Source organism: Desulfoprunum sp., assembly GCF_053613775.1.
This window is the reverse complement of the sequence record NZ_JBSHXH010000006.1, coordinates 151,163-168,035: the sequence shown is the minus strand read 5'-3', so window position 1 is coordinate 168,035 and position 16,873 is coordinate 151,163. Positions and strand designations below refer to the sequence as shown.

The window sequence follows — 16,873 nt, the reverse complement described above, 5'->3', positions numbered from 1 at the left end:
CTTAACCGGGGAACAGGCGTGGCTGGACAGTTCGGGGTGAGCCGATATGCAATGGGCGTTATTTGGTCTCGTAGATATCGGCGACCCGGTCCTGCAGGGCGGTGATGGTCTGGGGAACCGGCTGGGCCGCACTGAAGAGATTCCGCGCGGTGCGCTGGCAGGTCGGGCAGGCGTTGAAGGGGACGGTGAAGGCGTGGATCCGGGCCCGGGGGCTGGTGGCGGTGACCTCGGTATAGCCGGGGCAGTCGGGGCAGAGGTGATATTGACGGGTCTCGTCGACGTTGAAGCCGGTGGTGTCGTAGAAGATGCTCTTGCGTTCGCCGACCACCTTCTTCTTCAGGGCCTCCTTCTTGGTCCGGCCGCGGTTGGCGAAGACCTCGAGGGCCTTGTCGCAGACGCCGGCGATATACTGGCTCATCTCCTCCGGCTGGCGGAATCGGGCCTGGTCGTAATCGGGCTCCTTGACATGGGAATAGTCCATGCCGGCCATCGCCAGGATGATGCCGAGGTTGGTGTAGGGCAGGGCCCCCTCGATCGAATAGCCGCCCTCGAGGACGCAGATATCGGGATTGAGTCGCCGGTTGAGCCGGGCATAGCCCTGGGCGGTGAAGTTCATGTTGGTGATCGGGTCGGTGTAGTGATTGTCCTGGCCGGCCGAGTTGATGATCAACTCCGGCTTGAACTCGTCGAGGATCGGCATGACCACCCGCTCCATCACCATGTCGAAGCCGTCCTCGCCGGTATTGGGCGGCAGCGGCAGGTTGATGGTATAGCCGTCGGCGGCGGGGCCGCCCGACTCGCGGATGAAGCCGGTGCCGGGGAAGAGGGTCCGGCCGTCCTGGTGCAGCGAGATGAACAGGGTGTCGGGATCGTTATAGTAAATATCCTGGGTGCCGTCGCCATGGTGGCAGTCGGTATCGACGATCGCGACCTTTCTCACCCCGTAATGGCGGCGGATGTACTCGATCATGATCGCCTCGATATTGACGATACAGAAGCCGCGGTCGCCGAAGACCGTCTGCATCGCGTGGTGGCCGGGCGGACGGACGATGGCGAAGGCCTTCTCCGCCTCCTTGTCCATGATCGCCCGGGCGATGCGGAGGGTGGCGCCGGCGGAGATCAGGTGCGATTCGGTGAGCAGCCTGGCGGACGAGGGGGCGCAGAGATGGACCCGGTCGATATCGGCATGGGTGGCCAGTTCGGGATTGAGGAAGACGATGTTGTCGACATCCTCGAGACCTTCCTCGATCAGCTGGTCGCGGGTGTAGAGGAGGCGTTCCTCCCGCTCGGGGTGGGTCGGGCTGATGCACCAGTCGAAGGCCGGGAAGAGGATCAGGGCGGTGCGGTTCTGCGCCCGGGGCATGAAGGAATTCATCGCTGTACTCCCTTGACGGCGGCCAGGCCGGGCCTGATCTGGGCCTTGAGGTTCAGTATTTTGCCCGAGGTTTCGAAACCGCGGATGACATTCATTTCGAGCCGCTCCAGGAAATCGATCTCCGGCCTGTCGGTCATCCCCATTTCCGAGGCGATGCCGCGGATCACCTGTTCCAGTTTGGTTTCCGCCTCGGCCATGCCGAAGCGATTGGGAATGTCCTCGAGGCAGGAGATCTCGGGGATGCTGACCCGGCCGTCGGCGGTATCGGCGTAGAGCGTCGCCTGGGCGGTCAGCTGGGTCCGGGCCGCGCCGACGGCATTGGCAACCTCGTAATCGGTCGGGACGGTGCAGGGCAGGGTGAAGCAGCTTTCCAGGATCTGTTTGAGGGCGGCCGCCGGTCCGCCGATGACGATCAGCCTCTCCGGGGTGATGCGGCGGCGGTGCAGCAGGGCGGAGACGGTATAGACCGGCCGGCTGAAGACCGAATCGATCATTGCCGCCACTGCCTGGCGGACACGCTCGGCGAAGGTGGCGAGCAGGCGTCCGGCCGTTTCCTCCGGGTCCCATCCGGTACCAAGGCTGTTCATCGCGGCGACGGCCTTTTCCGCTGATCCGACCGCCAGCAGGCCAAGCACGACCATGGCGTCCGTCGGTGTCGGCGTTGTTCCGCCCTGGGCCATCGGCGGGCCGTTGCGTCTGGGGCCGATGTGGAACTCCCGGTCGGCAAACCCGACGGCACTGTCGCCGCCGAGGCCGACGCTGATCGTATTGAGGGCCCGGATGAGGGTCGGTCGGCCGGCGATGTTGATGCCGTAAGGTTCCAGCAGCGGTACGCCGTCGACCAGCAGCGAGATGTCGGTCGTGGTGCCGCCGATATCGAGGAGGATCGAGTCACTCGGCTGGCCGGCCAGGGCGAGGCAGCCCATGACGCTGGCCGATGGTCCGGAGTGCACGCTCTCGCAGGGAAATTCGATGGCCCGGGCGAAGGGGATGGTGCCGCCGTCGGCCTTGAGGATATGACAGGGGCAGTCGATGCCGAGATGGGCCAGACCCTGCTCGATTGCTTCCTTGAAGCGGTGGAACTGTTGGGTCAGCGAGGCGTTGAGCCAGGTGGAGTACACCCTCCGGGGGAAGTTGGGCAGTCCGGAGATCTGGTGACCCATGCAGATATGGGAAAATCGGGAGCCGAGGCGGTCGGCGATGAATCGTTCGTGGATACTGTTGCGGTAGGAAAATTTGGTGACGATGCCGACCGAGTCGATACCGGCCTGCCGCATCGCCGCTGCCGCCTCGTCGATCAGTCGGGTGTCGGGGTCGCGGATGATATGACCGCGGTGATCGATGACGCCGTCAAGGAACCAGGTCGGGCCATTCTGGGCGAGGAAGTCCGGATTGATGCCGGGGCCGGCCTGGATCAGCATGCCGATCGGCTCGAGGTTGCCGGTGACGATGGCGTTGGTGGCGAGCGTGCTGCTGAGGTGAATCCTCTCCAATTGCCGGCGGTCTTCCGGGATCAGGTCCCTGAGCAGGGCGATGACCGTCTCGCTCAGATGGTCCTGGTCGACGATGACCTTGTGCTTGGCCACCAGTCTGGTGCCTTCGAGAAGCACGCCGTCGGCATGGGTTCCACCGACATCTATGCCGATAATCATCGCCGCTCCTGTCTGTCAAAGGGAAGAGGGTACTGCTTACCGTGCTGCTGTCCTGTTTATCTTATCCCCCGGCCTCGATTTGTCACCGAAAATATCGTGCGGGTGATGAAAAAGCCGGGAGTCCCGAAGGACCTCGCCGACGCCTCGGGCCACGGCTATTTTTGTAAGGTGTGCATGCTGTGCCGACACAGCATGAAGGCGATCAGGAAGGAGACGGCCACCGCGCCGACGGCCCAGGCCGAAAGGATCAGGGCATCGGTCGGGGGCAGGATGGCGGTCCGCATCCACCTTCTGGCCAGGCGGTAGACGGGATAGGTCATGGGGCCGAGCAGCGCCAGCTGGTAGAGAATGGCGCACAACAGGTAGAGCATTGCCCCCGGACCCATCGCCGACACCCGGTTCTCCGATTTGAAGTCGACGAACCAGATACCGAAGCCGAGCGCCATGGCGACCGTGGTCCAGGTGATCAGCAGGGAGAGAAAGAGGGACACCAGCCACATCGGTCCGGTGATTTCCAGCAGATGGTTCGACACGGTGACCAGCAGCACGGTGAGACAGGTGAAGGGCAGCAGGTAGAAGAGATACTTGTACAGCAGGTAGCGGCCGAGGGCCAGCGGCGCGCTGCCGATCAGGTAGAAGGCGCCGCGCTCGGCGCTGAGCGACGGGTAGACGAAGCGGGCCGCCAGCGAGGCGGCGATGAACCCGACCAGGGCAATATTGGCGAAGGCGATCATCCGGGCCAGGTATTCGGTCGGGATCGGCGAGCGATCGAGCGGCAGCACCTTGAAATTATAGAGATAGACGACGATCAGGGCCCCGACCATGAACAGCTGCGACCACTCGCTGGTGTCGCGGAGAAAATACTTCAGTTCCTTGCGCCAGATCCAGGCCCAGGTCGAGTGCAGGCGCGTGGCGGCCCGGAACCGCACATGACCGCCGAACGATTCCTGTGACCGGGTGAATCCGGCGAAAAACCAGCGGCGCATCGCCAGTTCACCGGCGAAGAACAGCACCATGGGGGTGGTCAGCAGCAGGCCGGCCAGCAGCCAGTCGACCCGGCCGTCGAGCAGATAGGTGCTGAGCAGGGCGGAGGACCAGCCGGCCGGCAGCCACGGTCCGGCCGGGGTGGAGATGGCGGAGAAATACTCGATGAATTGGCCGTAGCGCTCGGGGTCGACCAGGTCCTCGGGCCGCATCAGGCGGAAGATGAGGTAGAGCAGGATACCGAACAGCAGCGACAGGTAGAGGACGATGTCCTTGGTGCGCCGGGCCGGGAAAAAATAGACGAGCACGACCGTGGCGAGCATCGCCGTGGCCGTGGCGATGCAGGCGGTGGCCGGGACGGCGACCAGCAGCAGAGGCCAGAACAGCCAGCCGGCATCGAAGACCCGGGCAAAGGCGCCGAAGACCGGCACGGAGAAGATCAGCACCATCCATGAGGTGTCGACGGTGATGGTCAGGTAGCGCATCAGGTAGACTTCCCCTTCGGCGACCGGGGCGGCGAGGATGATCTCGTTGTCGCTCGACAGGTACAGGGTGGAGACCGAGGTCACCATCGCCGAGAAGATCAGCATGGCGAAGACGGTGATCCACACCATCTGGAAGATCTTCAGGCTGAGGATGACTCCCAACTCGTTCTGGCCGTGGAAGTAGGTCAACACCCGCAGCGTCACCAGGTGGAGGATGACGCCGACAACGATGCCGAGACCGAGGATCGACAGGGCCCGCAGGCCGATCCGGCCGCCGGGGAAGAAACGATGGCGGCCGCCGCGCAGCCAGGGCTGGAAGAGACGAGATGTCATTGATATAGTGAAAAAAATGAACCCATTCCCGAAGCAGTAAGAAAAAATGCGGAACAATTTTGACAACCAAGGAGCAGTCTATGGAACTTCAATTTGTGACAATTCCTTAGTTTATTACCAGACCCGCACGGGCAAAGCTCGTGGCCTTGGGGAGTATGTTTTCTTGCGAGAAGACGTATGAAATCTATCACATTCATGTCCTCTATTTGGCCTAACATGTCTTTGTAGAATTCGAGAATACCCGGTTCAAAGTGACTCCGTTCGCCCCAAGGGGGGGGCTGGCCAAATGCTTCATAGCATGCTTGCCAGATAAGGAATGGAGCTACCAAATCTTTCAGGAAATCAGCAGTTGTTGATCCTACCGGCCATCGCATTCCGATATCGGCGTATATGCCGAGGCAGGCTTGCCCGTACGTCAATATGTGCCTGTCAAGGTCATCTATCGGAAGGCGAGGGTCGTTACAGAAAAGCATTGGTGGAGATTTTGGGTAAGTAGTGCCTGAATGATAACCGTAAAAGAACCGAAAAAACAAGCTGATACCAACGATACCCACAAGCGAAGAAAATGAGCGCGGGGAGCACGGCGGATGCCGATTGATAATGTAACATGCTGATTGTTATGGTATATTCTTTTCAGGCTAAATAATTCAGCAGGGCTCTGACCGGCTCAAATGTCAGCAAGAACAAAATCTTCGTCGGGTGAAAAATTCATGCGTAGAGTAATCGAACCACAAATGAAGTTGGGTGAACTGGCAATCGCCGACATAAAGCTGGACCCAAAATCACGCGACGATATTCCGCAAATCCTCCGCGGACTCCAGCATATATACACCACGCCTGAACTGCGCGGAGCGGTATTTGCCATTTTGGCAGAGGTTTTGCCTGTGCATCAAATCGAGGGAAAAAACCGTCAAGGCCGATCCCAACAACGGTCGTCCCGGCATGACCCGGTGGCAGATACTGGTGCTGGGGGTACTCGGATTGGGGCTCAATGCCGATTATGATCGTATCCTGGAGTTGGCCAACGAACATAAGACCCTCCGGAAAATGCTTGGTCACAGTGATTGGGCGGCAGAGAAGCTGTATGATCTGCAGACCCTGAAAGATAATCTGCGGCTGTTTACTCCTCCAAAGAAGAAAGCAAACAGCAGCGAAAAGAGCAGGAGATGAAAGAGGCCCATCGTGTCTACCTGGACCTGGCAGAGGGGTATCTGACACGAGCCGACCAAACTCGCCAGCAGGTCACCCCGCACGATCCTCTCTCCGTGGTCCGGCTCAGCGTATTGAATGACTTCATGCGGCATGCCCGTCGGCAGATCGACCAGATTGACCGGCGGGTGCTCCAGGGCGAACGTATTGCTCACGATGAGAAGGTGTTTTCCCTGTTCGAGCCGCATACCGAATGGATCAGCGAAGGGAAGGCCGGAGTTCCGGTGGAATTGGGCCTGCGGGTGTGTATTATGGAAGACCAAGACCGCTTCATTCTGCACCATCGAGTGATGGTAAAGAGCACCGAAACGGTGTGCTCCTGTCAAGAAGCTCAAATCTCATATATCAGTGGATATTGGACAACATGGTAGAGGTCTCAGGAAAGCTTCTCTTACAGATTTCCAACTTGATCTTATCCCGCAGCTCAGCAGGACTCCTGACTCCTGCTGAGTCCAAATGCAACAAGTTTAGCACTCGCTCCACTTTACGAGAAGTATTTCTTATGAATCAGGAGTCCTGAACGAATGTATAGGGAGTAATCAGCCCAAGACTTCTCTTGTAAACGCTTTGGCTTTTGCCACGTCTTCTTCTTTTGGACTTCCTGTCATCTGTTTAACCATATCCCCCATGCCTCGTCGGACAAGTTGAGCTTTTTCTGCACCGCGTCGTGCAAAGATTTGGTCAGAGCTCCTTGGCAGTCAAAACAGCCTTTATATTCAATTTTCTTTTTCTCACATGCTGTTTGAATAGGTTCTGTAAATTGATCCATGTAAGGTGGACCCCTGAGTCAAGACAAATATCGACTGAGTTTAAGCTGTACATTCGACTTCATTCGCAGCTGCGCGGCGCTGCCCCGGTGTTGTCTCTGCTTGAGTTGGTGCCGTTGCGGTGGAGGATTGCCCTGTGGAGCGTAGCGGAACAGGGCAATCCTCCACCGCGCGTGGAAATTTATCCACAATCTCCGCCCCGCCCCCTCTTGCGGTTCGATACACGACATCGGGCGTCTGGTGGCCCAGCGACTGGTGCGGCCGCTCGCCGTTGTAGAAGGCGAAGTACTCTGCCAGGCCGATCGTCAACTCGCTCATCGAGGCATAGCCCTTCAAATACACATCCTCATGCTTGACGTTGCGCCAGAGCCGCTCGACAAAGATGTTGTCGAACGCTCGTCCGCGTCCATCCATGCTGATGACGACGTCCTCCCTCTTCAGCACGCTGGTGAAGGCAATGCCGGTAAACTGCGAGCCTTGATCGCTGTTGAAGATTGCGGGCCTGCCGTGGCAGCGCAAGGCTTCCTCCAGGCAATCGACACAGAACACCGCATCCATGCTGTTGCTGATCCGCCAGCTCAGCACCCGGCGCGAGTACCAGTCGATGATCGCCACCAGGTAGGCAAAGCCACGCGCCAGCCGGATGTGGGTGATGTCGGTACCCCAGACCTGATCGGGCCTGATAACAGGAACGCCGCGCAGCAGGTAGGGATAGATCTTGTGCTCAGGGTGCGGCCGGCTGGTGTTCGGACCAGGCGCCATGCCGGCCAGCCCCATCTGCCGCATCAACCCTTGCACCCGTTTGCGGTTGACCGTGTGGCCTGCAACCTTGAGAAAGACCACCATCTTGCGGCTGCCGTAGAACGGATGACGGGTGTACTCCTCGTCGATCAGGCGACTGAGCAGGAGATTGCTTTCATCCACCGGCCCGGGCTTTTGCCGGGCGTAGATCGTGGCGCGGGATACCCCTGCCAGAACGCATTGCCGGACCACCGAGACCGCGTCTCTCCGGTCAATCCAGGTTTGCCGTGTCACGGCAGGTTGAATCCCGATTTTTTTTTAAGCCAGTCGAGCTCCATCTTCAGCTTGCCAATCTCGCTGTACAACCGTTCCGGCTCCTTGTGGGCGGCAATTGGTTTAAGGCCTCGTTTGCCTTCAAACAGCGTTTTGGCCTGCTCCTGAATTTCCTTCTTCCACTGCCCAATCGTTCACGACTCACAGGCATCATCAAAACCCAGTTTATGAATGAGAACGAAACCCGGTTGTTTATCGAGCATCGCCTAAAAAACGCCGATGCCTCTCCAGTGCTTTTTGACAAAGATGCCGTAGAAATCATTGCCGCCTTCACCAGGGGTAACCGACGTACCCTCATGAATACCGCAACAATGGCTCTTGAAGAAGCATACTATCTCGAAGAAAAAACCATCTCCGCCAGTACGTTCTACAACTCGGAATGGTTCAACGAATCCGAGTGAAACGGAGGCGGACGCGAGGGGACTCCGCCGCCAAGGGATAACTCGGTGCGGTAGACTGCTGTCTACACACAACAACCGGTTGGAGTGATCCGACCGGCTGTCTTGTTTGGATATTGGCTGGCAAGGTTTCTTGAGATAATTACTGGATTTGTTTGTGAGAATCTACACAGTGACCACCGCGCATCGTCGATTATATGAAATCGATGTTATAGAAAGGGTTGATATGATCTTTATCGGCAACTGCCGGCTTGGCAAAGACGACATCCTTCACGCCATATGTCTCGACAATCATCTTGGTGGTCTTGCGCCGCTGCTCCTTGTCGCTTTTGAGCAATCCCTCAAGGTTGCCAAGAGTGATAATACCGTCGTTGTATTCTATCGTCGCATGCGGCGCGTAATTGACAATATGGGCATGGATGTTGGCAAGGAGAGCACGATTCTTCAATTTATTTAATGATTCCTTGGAAGTATCGAACCGACCCGTCTGCACCAGCGCATGAAGTGTATTGACGACATCGTCGACGGTCAAGGTGTCGATCCGAAGAACCGCGTCGTAGAGGTTGCAATCCCAGGTGTCATGGCCATAAAGAGCGAGCCCCCACCGGCGTCTTTCATCATCGTCTTTTCTCAGCATATATCGAGCCTCTTCCTCGGAAGCATTCTCCCGCTTCATCTCTTCTTTAACCCGATCCTCCATATTGGCAAGAATCCTTACTTTCATGACATGGGAAATACCCTGGAGAAAGAAATGTCCGGCCAATCCGTGATAAACGATGTTGTCATTGACCATGTGATTAAAAAAAGCCGAACGTAAATAACTGATATATCGAATTTTTCCGTGCTTGAATCTTTCTAGTACGGAGGGTGCGTCATGGAGAGCCTTCACAAGCTTGATCTCGGGAATAGAAAATTCCTCACACGCCTCAAGCAGGATATCCCGCGAAACACATTCGTACCCAAGGCGGCCGGCCAGGCTTTCCGCAACTTCCTTGCCTCTGCTGTACGACCCTCTGGAAATGGTAATAATAGCCATGTTACTCTCCTTCATTTCAATGAATAAAAATTGTCTGCCGACAACCGGCAAGCGGTCAGAATAGTCCTGCCACATGTGGATGTACATGTATTTTAATAAAATATGCACCTTACGTTATAACGAAACGACCTTTTCCTGCTACAGGAACAATACTCCGCTATCTGGACCAAGCCTCTTACAAAATGAACTACGTGCCATAAAACTTTATGAACAAATCAGCTGATCCTTGGATTGCCGGCTGAAAAAAATATTGCGGTACTCATCCGGGAGGTGCTCGATGTGGGCCGACTGTTATCGTTAAACTCAAGCCAATAACACCTCAATTCCCGCTCTATTTTTCGAAACAGAGTGTTTCTAGGTTACTGCGAAGTGTCATAACCTCGACCTTGGGGGAAAACACCAGATGTTCATTGGGCAAAAGATATAGGTATATGTACATACCTCACCGTTTACCTCAGGTTCCGATCGCCGGCGTCCTGCCGCAGGGCGGCGATGATGCCCTGCAGCTCGTAGGCTCCGGTCAGCTCGAGAAACACATCCTCGAGATTTTTTGCCCCGGCGGCCGCCTGCGCCCGCAGGTCCGCGATGGTGCCGGTGGTGGTGAGGCGGCCGTGCTGGATGATGCCGATCCGGTCGCACAGTTCCTCGGCGATCTCCATCGAGTGGGTGGAGAGAAAGATCGCCGTCCCCCGGGCGGCCAGCGACTTGAACAGTTCCTTGACGATCCGGGCGCTCTTGGGGTCGAGCCCGACCATCGGTTCGTCGACGACGATGAGCGGCTGGTCGAGCATGAAGATCGAGGTCATGATCAGCTTCTGGCGCATGCCGTGGGAATAGCCCTCGATCAGGTGGTGGCGCCAGTCGCCGAGGTCGAACAGTTCGAGGAACCGGCCGGCCTCCGCCAGGACCTTGTCGGGGGAATGGTCAAGGTAAAGGCTGGCGATGAAGCGCAGGTATTCGTCGCCGGTCAGCTTTTCGTAGAGGAAGGGGCGATCGGGGATATAGCCGGTGCGCCGTTTGCCCTCGAGCGGGGCGCGGGCGAGATCATGGCCGCAGATGGTCACCGTGCCGGCCGATGGCTGCAGCAGGCCGGCCAGCATCTTGATGGTGGTGGTCTTGCCGGCGCCGTTGGGGCCGAGGAAGCCGTAGATTTCGCCGGCCGCAACCGCCAGGCTGATATCGTCGACGGCGGTGAAGCTGCCGAAGTTTTTGCTGAGTTGATGAAGGTGGAGCACGGTGGCAGTCATGGCTGATCCGGTGATTGATGGGCCTTCGTCGCCGGGGAGTGAGCGGCGGCGGGCGGCAGTGGTTCGATTGACAGTTGACCGAGCAGGGCGCCGATGCGCATCTGGTCTCCGAACTCGCCCTCGACGAACTTGATGTGGCCGAGATCGGCCGGCAGCTGGTTGATGGTGGTGTCGACCGAGATCCATTGCCCGTCGATGCCGACCTCGTTCCAGGCGTGGTAGTAGAAGGCGTCGTTGAGGAACATCACCCCGCTGGCGATGCGGCAGGGGATGCCGGCGGTGCGGGCCAGGGCGGCGAACAGCACGGCATGTTCGTTGCAGTCGCCGATGCGGCTGTCGAGGATCGTCAGGGCATCGGGCAGGCCGAGCACCGGCCGTTTTTCCAAATTGGCGTGGACCCAGGCGGCGATCGCCCTGAGCTTCTCGACCGGCGAGGTGCTGCCGGCGGTGATCCGGCCTGCCAGCTCCGTCAGCTTCGGGTGCCCGGTCTGCACCATCCGGCTGGCGGCCAGATCGGCGGGGTCGGCGGTGCCGCCGGAAGCTCCGCCCGGGGCGGGCGGCAGCGACTCGCGGGTGACCGTCAGGATCCCATCGGCATACTGCTGTCTCCCGGAATGAAGGTCAAACGCCCCGCCGTCGGGGAAATGGAGGCGGTAGCGGATCTGCTCCAGGCCGTCGAGCGGCGGCATGACGCCGTTCAATCGGGCCGCCACCGCCGCCAACAGGTCCGGGATCTCGTCGCTGTCAGCCAGGGCCTTGAATTTCGGTTCCTTGAGGAAGACGAAGCCGGCCGGCGATTCTTCCTTCTGGACGTCGCCGCGGTCGTCGAGCCAGGAACTGATCCGGGCCCCGGCGACAGTCTCGATGAAATGGTGGAGATTCTGCACCCGGCCGTGGATCAGCACCTTGTCCCGGCCCCGGTACTCGATCACCGAGTCCTTGGCGGTAAGCGACAGCGGGTCGAACCAGGGGATGCGGACCTTCTCCCCCACCGTGATGCCCGGTTGCAGCAGATAGTCGCGGCGCGAGGTGGAGAGCATCGGCGGTGCCGGCAGGTCGATCCGCTCCCTGATCGTCGTGCTGCCGGTGGCAAGGGTGAAGCTGACGCTGTTGCCGGAGGACCTGCCGTCGGCCTGCATCCGGTAGAACGGGGAGCGGAAGGAAAAGACGAAGTCCTGCAGTCGGCTGTCGGCGGTGATGACCGCCTCGAGGTGGAGGTTGACCGGATGCTTGCCGCCGGCGACGTTGAGCACCATCCCGGCCTTCTGGTCCAGGGTGATGCGGCCATCGTCGCGGGGCTCGAAGGTGGTGGCGACGTAGCCGATCTTCCGGTTGTGAAAATAGATCGATTGGTATTCTTCCCGCGCGGCCTGGGCGATGGCCGATGATTCCTCCGGATTGATGGTGGTGATGAAGAAATCGCGTTGCATCAGCAGACCGAAGAGGAAGAGCCAGACGAGGAAGATGATGGTTTTGATGAGTGGGGCCGGGGTCCGGAACGCAATCTGTTTCATTCTGCCACTATAGCAATTCGGTCGCCGGTTGTGAATGGCTTATGGCGAGGATAACGGCGGCGGGGGCCGTCCGGAGGCGGCGGTGGCCGAGGGGAATTCGTCGGCCGGTGATACCCGGTTACAGTGAGGCATCCCTTGGCGACCAGTGGGAGGACAGGATGTCGTCGGCAGGAGCGAGTTCGTGGTGGCGCCCGGACCGGCGGATCACAGGCGAACGCCGTGGAGATGCGGATTCGCCTTTCCCTCCGGCGAATTCCGGTATACAGCTTATGGACTTGCCGCCATCAGGTGTCGCTGCCGTGGTTCCTCCGGAGGTGCGTGCGCTGCAATTCCGCCGGATGATGGTTGAACAACAGCCCGCCGCCGTGCCCGTTCTCGGTCGGCGCAACCGGCGGTTGAATCGATAGTGTGTCTTTCAAGGGAAATGTCTGCCATGTTCGTCACCCTCAAACCGCTGGTCCTGGCCTCCACTTCGCCGCGGCGTCGGGCCTATTTCGAGGATCTCGGGCTCGATTTCACGGTGTGTCCCGCCGACATCGATGAACAGCTCAGGACCGATGAGGACCCTGATCATCTGGTCCTGCGGCTGGCCCGGGAGAAGGCCCTGGCGGTCCGCCATCTTTTCCCCGCAAGCTGGATAGTCGCCGCCGATACCGTTGTCTGTGCCGGCGACGAGATCCTGGGCAAGCCGCGGGACCCCGACGAGGCGGTCTCGATGCTGATGACCCTTGCCGGTCGTGAGCACACGGTGCGAACCGGGTTCTGCGTCACCTGTGCGACTGAAGGAGTTCTGGTGCGGCGGTCGGTGATCTCCTCGGTCTGGTTTTCAGACTTCGACGAGGACGTGGCGCGGGCCTATGCGGCAACCGGGGAACCGCTCGACAAGGCCGGTGCCTATGGCATCCAGGGGAAAGGGGCCTTGCTCGTCGAGCGGATCTCGGGGTCGTATTCGAACATCGTCGGCCTGCCGCTCTGCGAGGTCCTTCGGGAACTGCTGCACAACAAGGTTGTGGCCCCGCTGAGTCGGGACGGGTGATTGCCTGTCCCGCCGGGTGATCGATGTTGCGGGCTTCCCAATGAAAATAACTGCTTGCATTGCTTGACTTTCACGATTTTGCTGTGTAATCAGTTGAAGTGCATATTCCCAGATTGATTGTGGAAAATCGAGGTGATCGCCCATGCGGCATGGAGTTGACAATGAATCGTGCTGCCGGATTTCTCCCCGGGATGAGCATTCCGGGACTGCACCGATCCGCAACCGTTCTGTTCCGGAATGGGGGCCGGCAACAGGAAGTGTTCAAAGCCAATTGGCTGTCGACGTGGCGGCAAATGTCGGCAGCATTCTTTCTCAGGAACCGGAACCATGAAAGAGACTGAAAAGCTGCGTGATGCGCTCGAGACCCTGAAGGCCTTCAACAACGCCATTATGACGGTTCGCCTGTATCCGCCTCAGGCCCCCCAGGTCACCAACGCGGTTGAACGCGGATACAAGGCCCTGAAGCAGTTCGTCCGCCGCTATGGCGACCTTGTCATCAGCCTGCAGGAAAAAAAGCCGATGCTCTGTGGCGAACCTGTCCCCGACCCGGCGCTGCAGGCAATCACCAATCTGGTCGTCTACCGCCACCTCGAGGTCCTCGGGGTCGATTTCCTGGCCTTGAAATCAAAAATCGACCGCCATGCCTTCAGCCAGATCCTCTCCATGTTCACCTCGAGCGTCGAAAAGATCAAGAGGGAGGGCGGCGGGCGTGAATTTGCCCGCACCCTCAAACTGGACGGATATTTCCTCGACGAGTACCAGTTTGTCGAGGAGACCGGAGAGGAAGAGGCGGACATGGCCTTGATATCCTCCACCCGGCAGGATTTTATCGATTGTCTCCTGGGGAGGGGACAGGGTTGGCTGGTCACCGATGAACTGAGAACCGAACTGCGGAAACCGGAGCAGGCGGCATCGGCAGTGGCTGCCGCGGTCGCCACGCTCATCCTTGATCTCCGGCAGCACAGGAAGTTTACCGTTGATTCGGCATTCGCGAAGATGCTGATCCATGCCGGAGCCCTGATCGAGAAAACCAATGAACAGGCGACGGCCGTTCAGGCGGCCGATCTGCTCTGCAACGGGCTGGACGACTCGTCTCTGGCGCTGCTCCTGGCCCAGTCGTTTCCGCAGGGATTCGGGGCTCTGCTCTTCAATACCCTGGTCGGCAGGATCGAGACCGAACTCTTCGGCAAGGTCATCGACCATCTGCGGAAGCAGGAATCGATCCTGCGCCGGGCAGAAGGCAAGGACCCGGCCGGGAGAGAGTTGGTCGCGGCAACCCTGGCAAGGCTGCTCGATAGCGGCAAGGGGCGGCACTTTCTCGGGCTCGAGAAGGCGAGGAAGATCATGGAAGCCGGTGAGCGGGACCGGCAGGCAAAACGGATCAGCACCGGTCTGCAGACGGTGCTCCAGGGAAACCTCGGCGGCCTGCACAACGATGAACTGGTCATGGGCATTGCCCCCGCCATCCAGCAGTGGATCGCGGAGGGAAAGGATGAACAGGCCGGCGTCCTGCTCACCCTCCTGAACAGGCAGTACCGGGAGGGAGACGAGGTGATGCGGGCCAGGTTGATCCGGAGCATCGCCGTCATCGGCGAGAATCTCATTGCCGGGAAACGCTGGGACCTGCTGGCAAAAACCATCGAACCGATGCTGCTGTGGTTGCGTAATTCGGACACGGCCGATTTCGTGTACGAAAAAATCGCCGGTCATCTGTACGCCTTCATGGACCAGGCCTGGAAAAGGGGGAATATCGCCGCCGGTGACAAAATTCTCGAGACCTTCTTCCAGATTCGCACTGGAATCATAGAGAAAAATCCTGCAGTGCAGGTTCTCGTCAGCCGGATTCAGGACCGGGAAATCGATCGCTCGGCCCTGCCCGGGCGCCTGCAGGAATACCTGAACGACCCGGTCAATGAAGAACGCGGACGCCGGTTGAGCATGCAGGGAGCGGTGGTCGTCCGCTTTCTGGTCGATGCCCTGCTGCATAGCGAAAACACCGACGACCGGCTCAGGATCTTCAATCTCCTGACCTATAGCGGCAAGATACTGCTTCCGTTCCTGCGTGAGCTTCTTCCGGAGCCGATGCCCTGGCACGGCAAGCGCAACCTGATCAAACTGCTGGCCGGAATCGGTGAAGAACAGGATGTCGATCTTGTCACCCCCTATCTTTTCCATGAGGATCTGCGGGTTCAGCGCGAGGCCTTTGATTGTCTGTACCGGATCAGCGGCGACCGGAAAAAGGAGGTGCTGCTGCGGGTGGCCGCGGAGGCGGGCGAACTCCTGCGGTCCGATGCCGTCAAGGCCCTGATCTTTTTCAACGACGAGGATGTGGCGACGGTCCTCGGCGAACTTCTCGGCGATCATGAACATTTTTCAGCCAATATCCGGGATGCGCTCCTGATCGATGTGTGCAAGGTCCTCGGCCACTGTCCCTATCCGCCGGCGGTCACGGCCTTGCAGAATTTTCTGCAGCTGAAGGGTAAACGGGCCGGCAAGAAGATCGGTCCGGTAGTCTGGGTGGCGGCTGAAGAGGCCAGGGCGCAGATCGAGGCGGCTCAACGGGAAGAGGAAAAACGTCAGCTGAGACAGGCGCGGCTCAAGATGCAGGAGGCCTGGCAGGGAGGGCAGGGTGCCGACAGTTTCCTGTCGGGATCAAACGACATCACCGGTCTGCCGGAAGAACAGGCGGCACGGACGGTTCTCGCCCAGGGTAAGAAAGAGACGGCGCGGAGGATGATTCTCGACCTCGTCTCCCGGACCGCCCGGATGGGCAGTTTCGATCAGGCGGAACGGTTGCGCGAGTGGCTGATCGACATCGATCCGACGGCCCTGGGCGACATGGTCAAGGCGGCGGAGATCATCGAGGAGGAAAAAAAGGCCTCCATCGACAGAGGGCATCTCGATGTCTGGAAACATCTCTACCGGATACTGACGCCCGAGGAATACAGTACCCTCTATCACTGTCTTGAGCATCGGCGGTATGAGCACGACGAGCCCATCGTCCGCCAGGGAACGCACCAGACCTCACTGTTTTTCATCAACTCCGGCCAGGTGAAGGTTTTTTTCCGCGACGGCGACAACGAAATCGAGATCAAGACCATGATCAGCGGCGAGATCCTCGGGGCCGGCGTATTCTTCGATGCCTCGGTCTGGACCGTCTCGGCAGCCAGTGTCGGTCCAACCGATATCTCCATCCTGACCTTGAGAGATCTGTTGCGCTGGCATGAGGAATATCCGGCGCTGAAATCGAAATTGAACGAATTTTGTCATAAATTCGAGGATATTGATCGATTTTTCCGGCTTTCCGAGAAAGACCGCCGCAAGGATCAGCGTACCAGTGTCTCCGGCCGGGTCAGCATCGATTTCCTGGATCGGATGGGGAAAAGCACTGGCCAGAAAGTCAAGGGCGAACTGTTCGACATCTCCGCCGGCGGCGTTTCCTTCTTCCTGCGACTCTCGCGGAAGGAACTGCCCCGATCGCTTATTGGAACCAGCGTCAGAATCCTTTTGCCTGGAAGGGAGATCGGTGACGCTGTCGCCTCCTGCCAGGGTGTGATCCTGGCGGTGAAGGGGTATCGCCTTCTCGAAAATGAGTATTCGGTACACGTCAAATGCGACGAGCCGATATCCGCCGAGCAGATGCAACGGTTCGTTCTGCTCTCCCGGGACGGCGAAGGGGCAAGGCGTCCGGCATTTTCCTGAGGGATGAGATCATCATGGCCGATGTATCCCGGCATTTGCCGATCGTGACGGCAATATCTTG

The 16,873-nt window shown here is 59.0% G+C and carries 10 protein-coding genes and 2 pseudogenes; 4 read left to right on the top strand and 8 right to left on the bottom strand.

Features of this window, described 5'->3' with window-relative positions:
• Window positions 1–58 precede the first annotated feature (58 nt).
• From ACWGKN_RS13530 to ACWGKN_RS13515, 4 genes are all read right to left on the bottom strand, one after another.
• On the bottom strand, window positions 59–1,375 hold the full coding sequence (locus ACWGKN_RS13530; RefSeq protein WP_424252781.1) for a histone deacetylase family protein: 1,317 nt from the start codon (window positions 1,373–1,375) through the stop codon (window positions 59–61).
• Window positions 1,372–3,027, bottom strand: coding sequence for a hydantoinase/oxoprolinase family protein (locus ACWGKN_RS13525; RefSeq protein ID WP_424252782.1), 1,656 nt, complete (start codon window positions 3,025–3,027; stop codon window positions 1,372–1,374). Before ACWGKN_RS13525 ends, ACWGKN_RS13530 begins: the two co-directional genes overlap by 4 nt.
• A 155-nt stretch (window positions 3,028–3,182) precedes the next feature.
• On the bottom strand, window positions 3,183–4,829 hold the full coding sequence (locus tag ACWGKN_RS13520) for a putative ABC transporter permease subunit (protein ID WP_052159766.1): 1,647 nt from the start codon (window positions 4,827–4,829) through the stop codon (window positions 3,183–3,185).
• Window positions 4,826–5,026: an SEC-C metal-binding domain-containing protein gene (locus ACWGKN_RS13515; RefSeq protein WP_452095494.1), complete on the bottom strand. Its 201-nt coding sequence runs from the start codon at window positions 5,024–5,026 to the stop codon at window positions 4,826–4,828. The genes ACWGKN_RS13520 and ACWGKN_RS13515 overlap by 4 nt, the downstream gene beginning before the upstream one ends.
• 513 nt (window positions 5,027–5,539) lie before the next feature.
• On the opposite strand from ACWGKN_RS13515, the pseudogene ACWGKN_RS13510 reads away from it, so the two are divergent.
• Window positions 5,540–6,346, top strand: a pseudogene (locus ACWGKN_RS13510) (ISNCY family transposase); the annotation flags it as partial.
• Window positions 6,347–6,982: 636 nt separating this feature from the next.
• On the opposite strand, the pseudogene ACWGKN_RS13505 reads toward ACWGKN_RS13510, so the two are convergent.
• A pseudogene (locus ACWGKN_RS13505) lies at window positions 6,983–8,010 on the bottom strand (IS3 family transposase); the annotation flags it as partial.
• On the opposite strand from ACWGKN_RS13505, the gene ACWGKN_RS13500 reads away from it, so the two are divergent.
• The gene (locus ACWGKN_RS13500; protein WP_424254348.1) at window positions 7,927–8,280 is read left to right on the top strand and encodes a hypothetical protein; all 354 of its coding nucleotides are present in this window, start codon (window positions 7,927–7,929) and stop codon (window positions 8,278–8,280) included. The pseudogene ACWGKN_RS13505 and the gene ACWGKN_RS13500 sit on opposite strands and share 84 nt — an antisense overlap.
• Window positions 8,281–8,470: 190 nt before the next feature.
• On the opposite strand, the gene ACWGKN_RS13495 is transcribed toward ACWGKN_RS13500, so the two are convergent.
• The 3 genes from ACWGKN_RS13495 to ACWGKN_RS13485 form a co-directional block, all read right to left on the bottom strand.
• Window positions 8,471–9,313 carry a cytidylate kinase-like family protein gene (locus ACWGKN_RS13495; RefSeq protein WP_035230581.1) on the bottom strand — a complete coding sequence of 281 codons (843 nt, stop codon included), beginning with the start codon at window positions 9,311–9,313 and terminating at the stop codon, window positions 8,471–8,473.
• Between the two features lie 449 nt (window positions 9,314–9,762).
• A complete protein-coding gene (locus tag ACWGKN_RS13490; RefSeq protein ID WP_424254346.1) occupies window positions 9,763–10,560 on the bottom strand; it encodes an ABC transporter ATP-binding protein in 798 nt (265 codons plus the stop codon).
• A complete protein-coding gene (locus ACWGKN_RS13485) occupies window positions 10,557–12,074 on the bottom strand; it encodes a transglutaminase-like domain-containing protein (protein ID WP_452095449.1) in 1,518 nt (505 codons plus the stop codon). The genes ACWGKN_RS13490 and ACWGKN_RS13485 overlap by 4 nt, the downstream gene beginning before the upstream one ends.
• Window positions 12,075–12,507: 433 nt before the next feature.
• On the opposite strand from ACWGKN_RS13485, the gene ACWGKN_RS13480 reads away from it, so the two are divergent.
• Together ACWGKN_RS13480 and ACWGKN_RS13475 are read left to right on the top strand one after the other, a co-directional pair.
• Complete coding sequence (locus ACWGKN_RS13480) at window positions 12,508–13,110, top strand: Maf family protein (RefSeq protein WP_035230527.1); 603 nt, start codon at window positions 12,508–12,510, stop codon at window positions 13,108–13,110.
• A 327-nt stretch (window positions 13,111–13,437) separates the two neighbouring features.
• Complete coding sequence (locus ACWGKN_RS13475; RefSeq protein WP_452095448.1) at window positions 13,438–16,812, top strand: cyclic nucleotide-binding domain-containing protein; 3,375 nt, start codon at window positions 13,438–13,440, stop codon at window positions 16,810–16,812.
• Window positions 16,813–16,873 lie beyond the last annotated feature (61 nt).

Coding starts and splice junctions, on each gene's coding strand:
- ACWGKN_RS13495 (WP_035230581.1), bottom strand. CDS start 9,313: ATGGCTATTATTACCATTTCCAGAGGGTCGTACAGCAGAGGCAAGGAA.
- ACWGKN_RS13530 (WP_424252781.1), bottom strand. CDS start 1,375: ATGAATTCCTTCATGCCCCGGGCGCAGAACCGCACCGCCCTGATCCTC.
- ACWGKN_RS13515 (WP_452095494.1), bottom strand. CDS start 5,026: ATGAATGTGATAGATTTCATACGTCTTCTCGCAAGAAAACATACTCCC.
- ACWGKN_RS13475 (WP_452095448.1), top strand. CDS start 13,438: ATGAAAGAGACTGAAAAGCTGCGTGATGCGCTCGAGACCCTGAAGGCC.
- ACWGKN_RS13520 (WP_052159766.1), bottom strand. CDS start 4,829: ATGACATCTCGTCTCTTCCAGCCCTGGCTGCGCGGCGGCCGCCATCGT.
- ACWGKN_RS13525 (WP_424252782.1), bottom strand. CDS start 3,027: ATGATTATCGGCATAGATGTCGGTGGAACCCATGCCGACGGCGTGCTT.
- ACWGKN_RS13480 (WP_035230527.1), top strand. CDS start 12,508: ATGTTCGTCACCCTCAAACCGCTGGTCCTGGCCTCCACTTCGCCGCGG.
- ACWGKN_RS13490 (WP_424254346.1), bottom strand. CDS start 10,560: ATGACTGCCACCGTGCTCCACCTTCATCAACTCAGCAAAAACTTCGGC.
- ACWGKN_RS13485 (WP_452095449.1), bottom strand. CDS start 12,074: ATGAAACAGATTGCGTTCCGGACCCCGGCCCCACTCATCAAAACCATC.